This is a genomic window from Butyricicoccus porcorum, assembly GCF_051246315.1.
Classification (GTDB): domain Bacteria; phylum Bacillota; class Clostridia; order Oscillospirales; family Butyricicoccaceae; genus Butyricicoccus_A; species Butyricicoccus_A porcorum.
In genome coordinates this window covers 1,364,088-1,376,187 of record NZ_CP178353.1, presented here as the reverse complement: position 1 = coordinate 1,376,187, position 12,100 = coordinate 1,364,088, and the positions used below count along the sequence as shown (strand labels likewise).

10 protein-coding genes are annotated in these 12,100 nt (G+C 56.5%); 2 read left to right on the top strand and 8 right to left on the bottom strand.

Annotation, left to right across the window (positions count from 1 at the left end; all coding sequences use genetic code 11):
• Positions 1 to 93 precede the first annotated feature (93 nt).
• Positions 94 to 1,011, top strand: coding sequence for a homoserine O-acetyltransferase MetA (gene metA, locus ACLM7Z_RS06645; protein WP_087018686.1), 918 nt, complete (start codon positions 94 to 96; stop codon positions 1,009 to 1,011).
• A gap of 53 nt (positions 1,012 to 1,064) precedes the next feature.
• Here the strand turns inward: metA and ymfI are convergent, their stop codons facing one another.
• The 7 genes from ymfI to murB all read right to left on the bottom strand — a co-directional run bounded on the left by ymfI (position 1,065) and on the right by murB (position 10,437).
• The gene (gene ymfI, locus ACLM7Z_RS06640; protein ID WP_087018688.1) at positions 1,065 to 1,799 is read right to left on the bottom strand and encodes an elongation factor P 5-aminopentanone reductase; all 735 of its coding nucleotides are present in this window, start codon (positions 1,797 to 1,799) and stop codon (positions 1,065 to 1,067) included.
• Positions 1,800 to 1,872: 73 nt separating this feature from the next.
• Complete coding sequence (pfkA, locus tag ACLM7Z_RS06635; protein WP_087018690.1) at positions 1,873 to 2,847, bottom strand: 6-phosphofructokinase; 975 nt, start codon at positions 2,845 to 2,847, stop codon at positions 1,873 to 1,875.
• A 151-nt stretch (positions 2,848 to 2,998) separates the two neighbouring features.
• Positions 2,999 to 6,550, bottom strand: a complete 3,552-nt coding sequence (locus ACLM7Z_RS06630) for a DNA polymerase III subunit alpha (protein ID WP_435645726.1) — start codon at positions 6,548 to 6,550, stop codon at positions 2,999 to 3,001.
• On the bottom strand, positions 6,547 to 7,461 hold the full coding sequence (gene whiA / locus ACLM7Z_RS06625) for a DNA-binding protein WhiA (protein WP_087018694.1): 915 nt from the start codon (positions 7,459 to 7,461) through the stop codon (positions 6,547 to 6,549). Before whiA ends, ACLM7Z_RS06630 begins: the two co-directional genes overlap by 4 nt.
• Before the next feature lie 12 nt (positions 7,462 to 7,473).
• Positions 7,474 to 8,610: a gluconeogenesis factor YvcK family protein gene (locus ACLM7Z_RS06620; protein ID WP_242969812.1), complete on the bottom strand. Its 1,137-nt coding sequence runs from the start codon at positions 8,608 to 8,610 to the stop codon at positions 7,474 to 7,476.
• An 8-nt stretch (positions 8,611 to 8,618) separates the two neighbouring features.
• Positions 8,619 to 9,479 (bottom strand): RNase adapter RapZ, encoded by an 861-nt coding sequence (gene rapZ / locus ACLM7Z_RS06615; RefSeq protein WP_087018696.1) that lies wholly within the window; start codon positions 9,477 to 9,479, stop codon positions 8,619 to 8,621.
• Between the two features lie 49 nt (positions 9,480 to 9,528).
• Positions 9,529 to 10,437: a UDP-N-acetylmuramate dehydrogenase gene (murB, locus tag ACLM7Z_RS06610; RefSeq protein ID WP_087018698.1), complete on the bottom strand. Its 909-nt coding sequence runs from the start codon at positions 10,435 to 10,437 to the stop codon at positions 9,529 to 9,531.
• 285 nt (positions 10,438 to 10,722) lie between these two features.
• On the opposite strand from murB, the gene ACLM7Z_RS06605 reads away from it, so the two are divergent.
• Positions 10,723 to 11,433, top strand: coding sequence for a metallophosphoesterase (locus ACLM7Z_RS06605; protein WP_165761080.1), 711 nt, complete (start codon positions 10,723 to 10,725; stop codon positions 11,431 to 11,433).
• A 60-nt stretch (positions 11,434 to 11,493) separates the two neighbouring features.
• Here the strand turns inward: ACLM7Z_RS06605 and ACLM7Z_RS06600 are convergent, their stop codons facing one another.
• Complete coding sequence (locus ACLM7Z_RS06600; protein WP_087018702.1) at positions 11,494 to 12,090, bottom strand: AAA family ATPase; 597 nt, start codon at positions 12,088 to 12,090, stop codon at positions 11,494 to 11,496.
• Between the last annotated feature and the right edge of the window lie 10 nt (positions 12,091 to 12,100).

The window sequence follows — 12,100 nt, the reverse complement described above, 5'->3', positions numbered from 1 at the left end:
TTTTTCTTGTTTTCTTCAATTATTTTGACCACCGCCGCTCTATGTGCTATAATGGGGTGCAAACACACCGGCGATTATAAAGGAGGTTCTTCTATGCCAATCATCATAGAAAACAGCTTGCCCGCCTGTGCCGTATTGGAAAGCGAAAATATCTTCGTCATGACGCACCACCGGGCAACCACACAGCATATCCGTCCGCTTCGGATTGCCATGCTCAATCTCATGCCCACAAAGATTGTCACTGAGACGCAGATTCTCCGCTGCCTGTCCAATACCCCGATCCAGATTGAATTTGACCTGATCCAGACAGCAACACATAAATCGACAAACACCCCTGAGGATCATCTGCTGAAATTCTATCAGACCTTTGATGACATTCGCGACCAGTATTATGACGGATTCATCATCACCGGTGCGCCGGTTGAGAAGATGGAATTTGAAGAAGTTGATTACTGGCCGGAACTGGTCGAAATTATGGAATGGACCAAGACGCATGTCCATTCGACACTCCATATCTGCTGGGGGGCACAAGCCGGCCTGTACTACCATTATGGTATTCAGAAGCATCTGTTGGACAAAAAGCTGTCCGGCGTCTACAAGCATCACATCATGCGCCATCATGAAAGTCTGCTGCGCGGCTTCGACGATGTATTCAAGGCGCCGCATTCGCGTTACACCACGATTTATTCCGAAGACATCATCCGTCACCCCGATTTGACCATGCTGGCGGAGTCGTATGAAGCCGGCCCATACATTATAACAGCAAAGAACGGCAGACAGCTGTTTGTCACCGGCCACAGCGAATACGACAAAGACACACTTGCGCGCGAATATTTCCGTGATGTCCAGCGCGGGCTCAATCCGAGCGTTCCGGAAAATTATTTCGAGCACGACGACCCGCACAGCGAACCGCTGCTGTCGTGGCGCTCGCATTCGACTCTGCTGTTTACCAACTGGCTGAACTATTATGTCTACCAGTCCACACCGTTTGAACTGACTGATCTCGGATAACTGACCGACCGCCGGAGGAAGTGCATTCCTCCGGCGCTTTTTATTGATTTGATTTAAATGTAAAATCCGCCATTTACGCCAAGTACCTGTCCGGTGACAAACTTCGACTGCTCGGACGCCAGCCAATAGATGACATCTGCAACCTCCTCCGGCGTACCATTGCGCCCGAGCGGAGTTTCTTCTGCCAGCTCCTGCATCACATCTTCCCCGTGCATACGGTTCATATCGGTGTCTATGACACCCGGCGCAACACAGTTGACGCGGATACCGGACAGCCCCAGCTCTTTGGCGAGCGCTTTGGTCATGCCGATAACCGCCGCCTTGGACGCGGAATAGTGCACCTCACATGAGCCGCCGGTCTGCCCCCAGATCGAGGACACCGTGACGATACTGCCCGCCTGCCGGTCGAGCAGCTGCGGCAGAACCTCACGGATGACGCGATACATGCCCTTGACATTCACATCGAACATCGTATCCCAGTCATCCTCCGTAATATCAGCAAACAGCTTTTGCTGTGCCATACCGGCATTGCAGACAACCGCATCCGGCGTGCCGAATTCCGCCTGTGCCAGCAATACCAGCCGATGCACCGCGGCGCTGTCTGTGACATCCGCCTGCACACACCGGCATTGTGTGCCCAACTGCCGGATTTCCTCCTCCAGCGACTGTGCCGCGTGCTGCGCGCGTGCATAGCACGCCGTGACATTCCAGCCCTCTTTTGCAAACTTGAGCGCACAGGCACGCCCAATGCCGCGCGCCGCGCCCGTAATCAAAACAGATTTGCTCATCTTTCCTCTTCACCTCAAAAAAGGGACGGAATTGTCTTCCGTCCCTTTTGTCTGTTCTGTTGGATGACCGCAATCAGATAGAAACGGTCTGGGATACCTCGTACAGCTCCTGATTCAGATCCTTGCTCATTGCCAGGCCTTCCTCGATGTCGTAGTCGGTAATCTGGTTGTTGCGTGCGCAGACAACACGGTTGGAAGCGCCTTCCATCAGGATCTTAACGGCATGATAGCCCATACGGGTCGCCATAACACGGTCACGAACCGTCGGGGAGCCACCGCGCTGGATATGTCCGAGGATGGTTACGCGCGCATCGATACCGGTTGCGGTATGAATGCGGTCTGCAACATCCTGTGCATTGCCGACGCCCTCTGCGACAATGATGATGTGGTGCTTTCTGCCGCGGATACGGTTGGCACGCATCTTCTCAACAATGGACTTTTCAAAGTCAATCTCGCGCTCCGGCAGCAGGATTGCAGTTGCGCCGCAGGCAACGCCGACATCCAGCGCCAGATGACCGGCACGGCGTCCCATAACCTCTACGACAGAGCAGCGTTCGTGCGACTGCATGGTATCGCGCAGCTTGTCGATTGCCTGAATCGCCGTGTTGCAGGCGGAATCGAAGCCGATGGTGTAATCCGAGCAGACGATGTCGTTGTCGATGGTGCCCGGAACGCCGATGGCCGGAACGCCCTTGCGGGAAAGTGCCTGTGCGCCGCGGAAGCTGCCGTCGCCGCCACAGACAACCAGGCCGTCCAGACCCATATAATGTGCGTTGTTGGCAGCCTGAGTCAGGCCGTCATCGGTAAGCATCTCAAGGCAGCGCGCGGTATACAGCATGGTGCCGCCCTTTGCGATGATGCCGTCAACGCTTCGTGCGCCCAGCTCGATGATATCGCCGTTAATCAGGCCGCTGTAGCCGCGGCGGATGCCGAGGCAGGAAATGCCATACGCTGATGCGGTGCGGACAACGGCGCGGACAACCGCGTTCATTCCGGGTGCGTCGCCGCCGCTGGTCAGGATGCCAATACGTTTAATCTGCTTTTCCATTTCGGTCCCTCCAAATCATGTCTTTCGCCGCCTGCCCTCTGGCACAGCCGGGATCGGAAGCCATTGAACTTTTCATTTTATTTTCCAGTTGTTTACGTTTTTTTTGCACTTATTTTTCAAATCAGGGTAAAATGGTAGATTCTGCCCATTTCTATTTCATTATAACATTTTCTTCCCCAAGAATAAACCTTAATTTGTGAATCAACTTCAAATTATTATAGACCCACATGGAACGCGGTGCAAGCATCTGCTTCCGGTTCGCCGAGCAGAACAGCACAACCGGCAGATCGCCGCGATACTCTGCGAGCAGGCGGCGCACCTCCTCCAGCCGCGGATCGTCCATATCGGTCATGCGCAGATACAGCTTGTGCCGGCAAGTCATGCCCGGCACGGCCGCCTGTGCCGCCGGGCGCGGTGCATCTCTGCGATCATCCTGCCTGCGCCGTCCTCCCTGTGCAGACTGCCGCACGGAATCAAGATACTGCTCTTCCAGTGGATAAATCGCAGACGGCAGGATCTTGGGCGCTTCATCCTCTCGCGCATCGATGCGCCCCGCAATCCAGACGGCACGGTCTTCCTGCAACCAGTCGCCCGCCTGCTGCAAGACGGAGGAAAAGACCACCAGCTCCGCCGACCCGGTCAGGTCTTCCACTGTGACATACGCCATCATGGTGTTGTTTTTGGTGGTCTTGCGTTTGATTGCAGTGATAACACCCGCCAGAATAACGGTCATGCCGTCGTGGTATACCGGCGGCACGGTTTTATCTTCACCGGACAGATCCTGTTCAATGTGCCGGATGGTGGCGCAATCCGCCTGTGCGACCAGCTCGCGGTAATCGTCCATCGGGTGGCCGGACAGATACAGTCCGGTTGTCTCCTTCTCCATCGAGAGCAGCTCACGCATGGACAGCTCTGGAATATTGGGCAGCGCAATGCGCTCGCGCTTCTGCTCCTCCGTGCCCATGCCGAACAAATCCATCTGTCCCTCAACATTGCGGCGGCGCGCATTCGTGACCGCCGTGAGCACACTGTCATAGACGCGCAGCAGCTGGCTGCGCTTATAGCCCATCGAATCAAATGCGCCCGACTGGATCAGGCCCTCGAGCGCGCGGCGGTTGAGGTCGTTGGTATACATACGCTCACAGAAATCCTCGAACGATTCAAAGGCGCCGTTCGCGGAGCGCTCCTGCTCGAGTGCCTTCAGGAAGGTGCGCCCGACATTGCGCACCGCCGCCAGACCGAACCGGATATTGCCGTCCGCGACCGTGAACCCCTCGCACGACTGATTGATATCCGGCGGCAGAACAGTCAGACCCATGCCGCGGCATGCGCCGATGTATTCCGAGACCTTTGCGGACGAATCGAGTACACTGGTCAGCAGCGCCGCCATATATTCCTGCGGATAATGGCACTTCATATAAGCGGTCTGATAGGACACGACCGCATAGCACACAGCGTGCGCTTTGTTGAATGCATAATTTGCAAAATCCATGATTTCATCAAAAATGGATTCCGCCGTTTTTTCATCGACGCCGCGTTTGATCGCGCCGTCGATGCCAAGCTCCTCATTGCCGTAAATGAAGTTTGTGCGTTCCTTTGCCAGCTCCTTCATCTTCTTTTTGGACATCGCACGGCGCACCATGTCCGCCTTGCCGAGCGAATATCCCGCCAGCACGCGGAATACTTCCATGACCTGTTCCTGATAGACCATACAGCCATAGGTGACAGACAGAATATCCTTCAGCAGCGGGTGCTTGTATTTGACCTGTGAAGGGTCGTGCTTGCACGCAATATAGCGCGGAATCGACTGCATCGGGCCCGGGCGGTACAGCGCGACGACGGCCGTGATGTCTTCAATCGAATGCGGCTTGAGGCCGGTGACGACATTGGTAATGCCCGCACTTTCGAGCTGGAACACGCCGGACGTTTTACCCTGTGCGAGCATGGCATACGTGGCGTCGTCGTTCAGCGAAATGTCGTTCAGATGAAATTCCGGGTGTGCGCGCTGCACCATCTTCTCCGCGTCAGAGAGCACTGTCAGGTTGCGCAGGCCGAGGAAGTCCATTTTGAGCAGGCCGAGCTCCTCCAGCGTCGTCATGATATACTGCGTGACCATGTTGCCGTCATTTGCTGCGAGCGGAACATAATGATCGACCGGCTCGTTGGTGATGACGACGCCCGCCGCGTGTGTGGACGCATGGCGCGGCATGCCCTCCAGGCTGCGCGCCGTGTCAATCAGACGGTGTACGGTCTCATCGTTCTCATACATCTGCCGCAGCTGGTCGGAAGCGGCGAGCGCCTTGTCCAGCGTGATGTGCAGTTCGTTCGGCACGAGCTTGGCGACAACATCGACATCGCCATAGGGGATGTTCAGCGCACGCCCGACATCGCGGATGGCGTTGCGCGCCGCCATTGTACCAAAAGTGACAATCTGCGCCACATGGTCGGCACCATATTTATTCGTGACGTATTCAATGACCTCCTGCCGGCGCTCATAACAGAAATCAACGTCGATATCCGGCATGCTGACGCGCTCCGGATTGAGGAAGCGTTCAAAGTACAGCGAATACTGGATCGGATCGAGCGTCGTGATATCCAGACAGTAGGCGACCATGGAGCCCGCTGCTGAGCCGCGCCCCGGCCCGACCGGGATGCCGTGTGTCTTGGCATAATGGATGAAATCCCAGACAATCAGGAAGTAATCGACGAAGCCCATGCGCGCAATCATGTCCAGCTCGTATTCCAGACGTGCACGCTTTTCGCTGTCATTCGGGTCATAGCGACGGTCGAAGCCTTCCATGCACAGCTTGTGCAGGTATTCCTGTGCAGTATACCCCGCCGGAACATCAAAGGACGGCAGATGATATTCTCCGAACGTGAAATCCAGATTACACCGCTCCGCAATCTTCGCCGTGTTGGCAATGGCCTCCGGGTGCTCCGGGAACAGTGCCGCCATCTCCTCCTCGCTCTTGAGGTAGAATTCCTCTGTTTCAAAGCGCATGCGGTCGATATCGTCCACCGTCTTGCCCGTCTGAATACACATCAGGACGTCCTGTATTCTGGCGTCCTCGCGCCGTGTGTAGTGCGCGTCGTTGGTCACGACAAGCGGAATGCCGGTCTCCTCCGCGATTTTCAGCACGCCGCGGTTGACATCTACCTGCTCACGCAGACCGTGATCCTGAATTTCCAGATAGAAATTATCTTCTCCGAAAATATCGCGATATTCCAGCGCCATCTCCTTTGCTGCGGCGTAATTCTGCTGTAAAATCAGCGATGGCACCGCGCCTGCCAGACAGGCAGACAGCGCAATCAGGCCTCCGGAATGCTGCCGCAGCAGCTCCAGATCGACGCGCGGTCGGTTGTAAAAGCCCTCAGAAAATGACAGGCTGACCATATGGATGAGATTTTTATAGCCCTCTTCATTTTTGCACAGCAACACAAGGTGATACGGGTTGTTGTCCATCCCATGTACCTTGTCATGGCGCGTGCGGCGCGCGACATAGACCTCACAGCCGATGATCGGCTTGATGCCCGCCGCCTTCGCCGCACGATAAAAGTCAATGACGCCATACATGACGCCGTGGTCTGTAATGGCAATGGCATCCTGCCCGATTGCCTTCACATGCTCCATCATGGTGGAAATGCGATTGGCGCCATCGAGCAGGCTGAATTCGGTATGTACGTGCAGATGCACAAAGCTCATGTTTGTTCCTCCTCCGCCGCTGCGCGCGCAATCGACACAATGCGGCGCATGCGGTGGCTCAGTCCCGGCTTGGAAATCGGCGGGTCAAGGCGCGACGCCAGCTCCGACAGACTTGCTGTCGGATCATCCAGCCGCAGACGAATGGTTTCGTGCAGCGCGTCCGGGAAAATATCCCATCCGCTTTGATCCAGTGCGCGCCGGATGACGGCAATCTGCTCTGCCGCCGCATTGGATGCCTTGATGACATTCGCAGCCTCACAGTTGACCTGTCGGTTGATCTGGTTGCGCAGCTGCTTTTCCACCTTGGCCTCCATCATGCACAGCGCCGCATGCGGCGCGCCGATCAGCGTGAGAAAATCCTCTGCGCCCGCCGTGTCCTTCCAGTACAGCAGCGAGGCTGACTTGCGCGTGGCCAGCTTGGGCGACAGCTCCATGTCCAGCATCAGGCTCATGACCTCGCGGCACAGTGTATGGTGTGGCGTCGTCAGCTCGAGATGCGTCTTTTTGTCCGGGCTCGCGACTGTGCCCGCCGCGAGGAAAATCCCGCGCAGGAACGACGCCCGACAGCAGTCTTCCTCAATCACATTGCGGTTGAGATGATAGGACAGGTGATATTTCAGATCGTAGCCAAGCGCGGAAAAAATGCGCCCCAGCTGCGTTTCTTCTGTTATTTTAATGGCATAGCGTCCGCCAGAACCCGCTTCCGGCAGCTTCACCGTCACGCCGAAGGCGCGTGCCAGCAGCGGCGGAATGCGGCGTGCCAGCGGCTCACAGCTGGTCACCATGCAGATTTCCGTATGGGAAAAGGTGTGCGCATACAGCAGAATGCCATACGCCTCCGCCACCGCGCAGCACATGCGGCTGACCGGGATGCGGCACAGCTCCGCCTTGGTCTCTGAAGAAAATGACACCGCAATCCCTCCTCAAATTTTTCCCGGCTCGGTCTCCTGTGCGAGCAGGTCATACGCTCCATATACGCCCTCACGCGCCCCGCAGCACTGTCCAAACGTATGGATAACTGCCTGTGCCAGCAGTGCGGGGTCATGCCGCGCAAAGCGGCTGCCGCTCGCGATAAGCGGATAGCCGTACATCTCCACGCCTGCGGCGCGAAACCGCTCCATATCCATGACAACCGGCTCGGCATCCTCTGTTTTATAGCGCACCTGAATCGTGTCCGGCACGGGTGCGGTATTATAAATGCACGCATCTACCATGCCCTCTGCGCTATGCTGCAGCAGCGCGTCCAGATGGTCAAACGCGGTATATTCTTCGGTCTCTCCATCCTGCGTCATAATATTGAGCACATAGACCTTTGGCGCCTTTGCCCTTTTCAGCGCATCGACAATGCCATCGACCAGCAGATTCGGGATGATGCTGGTATACAGGCTGCCCGGGCCGAGCAGGATCAGGTCGGCGGACAAAATCGCGTCGAGCGCATGCGGCAGGGCGCTGGCATTTTCCGGCTCCAGCCGCACCTTTTTGATGCGGCAATTCTGCTGCTTTTTTTTCGCGGCAATTTTGGATTCTCCGACGACACTCGCGCCATTTTCAAAATCCGCGACGAGATTGACGTTTGCATTGGTCACCGGCAGCACCTTGCCTGTAACCGCGAGAACCTCGTTCATGCGCGTGACGGCTTCCTCAAACGAGCCGGAAATGCCGTTGAGCGCGGCGAGGAACAGATTTCCAAATGACTGTCCCTTGTTGACCCCCTCCGGAAAACGATAGTTCATCAGTTCCATCATCGTCGGCTCGGTATTGGCGAGTGCGGTGATACAGTTGCGGATATCGCCCGGCGGGAGCATACCGAGATCCTCGCGCAGCATGCCGCTGCCGCCGCCGTCATCCGAAACGGAGACAATTGCCGTGATGTTTTCTGTATAGGTCTTGAGTCCACGCAGCATGGTGGACAGGCCGGTGCCGCCGCCGATGACGACAATGCGCGGCCCCAGGCTGCGCGCGGACTGAATGGACTGGCGATTCTGCCGTTTGCGCAGTCCCAGCCTGCGCGCCGTCCGCATCGCGCGCAGATATACCTTGCGGTAAAATGGTCTTGCCATATGTTGGTTTACCCCTTATGACTGTCTCGATGCGTGGCTGTTGCGATGATGTTCTGTTCCAGCAGATGCTGGGTGACCGCCTCCGCAATGGCGACGGAGCGATGGCGCCCGCCCGTGCAGCCGATGCCGATGGTCAGCACAGCCTTTCCTTCCTTCGTATACTGGGGAATGAGGAAATCGAGCAGGCTGAACAGCTTATCGAGATAGCGGTCCGCCGTGCCGTCACAGAACACATAATTGCGCACCTGCGGGTCCGTGCCGTTTTTCTCGCGCAGGCTGATTTCATAGTACGGATTGGGCAGGAAGCGCACATCAAAAACGAGATCTGCATCCGCCGGAATGCCGTATTTAAAGCCAAAGGAAACAACATTGATGCGCATCAGACCGCGGCGCGAGCCGGTGACCAGTGAAATGATGGTCTCCCTCAGCTGTGCGACCTCAAAGCGCGTGGTATCCACGACATAGTCCGCCCGCACACGGATCGGCGTGAGCAGCTCGCGCTCGCGCTCAATCGCATCACTCATCGTGACGCCGTTTTCCATCAACGGATGCTTGCGGCGCGTTGCCTTGTAGCGGTTGATGAGCGTCGGATTTGCAGTATCCAGAAAAATCAGCTTGTAATCACAGCCCATTTCCCGGACGCGATCAAACGCGGACAGCAGACCCAGGATATCTTTTCCGGCGCGTGCATCCACGGCCAGCGCAACGCGTTCATATTGCCCGCCGGTTGCGGCAAGGCAGATCTCCGCAAACGCGGGGATGAGCGCGACCGGCATGTTATCCACGCAGTAATACCCCAGATCCTCCAACGTCGCCATGGCTCTCGATTTTCCCGATCCGGACATGCCGGAAATGATAAAGAACTTCATATCTGTCGACCTTTCTCCCTGACATCCCTTTTTATTACAAACTGCTGTGTTACAGCACGCGCACCTCCGGCTCAAGCTGCACGCCGAACTGGCGCAGCACCTCGTCCTGCACGTGCTCCATCAGTGCGAGCACATCAGCGCAGGTTGCGCCGCCGCGGTTGATGACAAAGCCCGCATGCTTTTCGGAAACCTGTGCGCCGCCGACGGTATACCCCATCAGCCCGGCATCCTGAATCAGTTTACCCGCGAAATATCCCTCCGGACGCTTGAATGTGCTGCCTGCGCTCGGATAATTGAGCGGCTGCTTGTCGCGGCGGCGCGCGGCGAAATCGTCCATCTTCGCACGGATTGCCGCCGTGTCGCCTTCTACCAGCTGCATCTCTGCGGACAGCGCGATCCAGTCGGGATGGCTCTTATATGTGCTCGCGCGGTAGCCGAACGCATGATCTGTTCCGATGAGCGTTCCAATTTTACCGGTCTGTGCGTCGTAATAGCGCGAGGAAACAACAACATCCGCCGTCTGCCCGTCATACGCGCCCGCATTCATAAACAGCGCACCGCCGAGTGAGCCGGGAATGCCTCCCGCAAATTCCAGGCCGGAGAGCCCTGCCCGCTGTGCCTCATTGGACAGTACGGACAGCAGTACACCGGTCTGCGCCGTGATGCGTGTCCCCTCCACCTGAAGCGCCGCATAGTCGCTGCCAATGCACAGCACAACGCCGCGGATACCCTCGTCATGCACGAGCACATTGGAGCCGTTACCGAGCACGGTCAGCGGCAGCCCCGCCGCACGCGCCGCCTTCACAGCACTGCAAAGCGCACGCTCACTTTTGGGTGAAACCAACAGGTCTGCCGGGCCGCCGATGCGAAACGATGTATGACGGCTCATCGGCTCATTCGGGCACAGCATTACCTCATCGACCGGACACTCCAGCCCGCGTTTGAATACTTCTATCATAAAATTTCATTCCTTTATTGCATAAATACCGCCCGCAGGCGGAAGGTGATACAGTTTTATTATAACATGCCGGCGTTGGAAAGGGAACGCCACCGCTGAAATTTCCATAAATATCCCGCACACCGGTTTTCGCTCATTCTGCCATGCCCCGCCATGGCAAACAAATTCCCATCGGTTTGCGTTTTGCTCTTGTTTTTCTGCCGCATGTCGCATACAATAGTAGTAATAAAATTACCTGTTATTGGCGATTACATCCAACCATTGTATCAACCGGAGGGTTCCGTTATGATTTACGTTACAAGTGACTTGCACGGCTGCCTGGAGGACTGGAAGAGCCTGCTGCAAAAAATCCGTTTTTCTGACAACGACACCATGTTTGTACTGGGCGACTGCGTCGATCTCGGCCCCGATCCGATCGGCTTGCTGCACGATATGATGGAGCGCCCGAATGTGTTCCCGATTCTCGGCAACCACGAATGGATGTTTGCCCGCTGTGCACGCACCATCCCGCCCGAGGCGAATATGGACAATCTGATGTCCTTTTTCGACGATTATTCCATCCGCGACCTCGCCCAGTGGGCAGCAGACGGCGGACAGCATACACTTGCGCAGTTCCTCGATCTGGACGAGGAAGGCCGCGAAGCCATCCTCGATTATATCGGCGAGATGACGCTGTATGAGGAGACCGAGGCGGACGGCGTTTCGTTCGTGCTGACTCACAGCGGCATCGAGGAATTTGATCCCGACCAGCCGCTGGAGGATTATCCACCCTCCGCGTTCCTGATGGCCCACCCGGAGCCGGGCATGGAATATTTCCCCGACCGCACGGTGATCGTCGGCCATCGCCCGACCTACCGTCTCAAGGGCGGCACTGCGGGCAAAATTCTCGACGACGGCGGCATTATCTACATTGACTGCGGCGCAGCGCATAAGGAGGACGGCGGCTGTGTCGGCTGCCTGCGCCTCGACGACTTTGAGGAATTTTATATCGACTGAGTGTTGACAGAGAAAACCCGGTTTCCGCTGAAGAAGCGAAAACCGGGCCTTTTTTGTCTGTCATTTCATGCGTTCGCGTATGTACTGCTCGAGCGTATCGGTCGTGCGCTCGATCCCCAGTTTGTTGCTGTTGATGCACAAGTCGTAATTGCGCGAGTCGCCCCACTTCATCTCACAGTAATGATTGTGATACGCCTTTCGCTTTCGGTCATGCCGCCAGATCATGCGCTCGGCCTCTGCCCGCGAAATCAGATGAAGGCCCGCAATACGCTTAATTTTGGCGTCCATGTCTCCGAGCACAAAAATCGTAATCAGTCCGGGATTGCCCTTCAGAATGGTCTCTGCGCACCGTCCGACGATGACAAATGACGCCCCTTCCTCCGCCTTTTTGCGCAGGAAGTCGAACTGCATGTTGGCAATCTGTTCCTCCGGCGAGTTGCTGAAGCCGCGCACCGTCCGTGAAAACAGGTGGTTCTTCGGCAGCTCGTCATACTTCTCCAGATTGCGGGAATCCACATTCTTCTCGTCTGCAATTTCCTCGAGGATGTTGCGGTCATACAGCGGCAGCGCAAACCGCCGCGCCAACTCCTCAGCGATACAGTGTCCGCCGCTTCCGAATTCACGGCTGACAGCAATAATCAGTTGCTTGCTTTCCATACTCTACCTC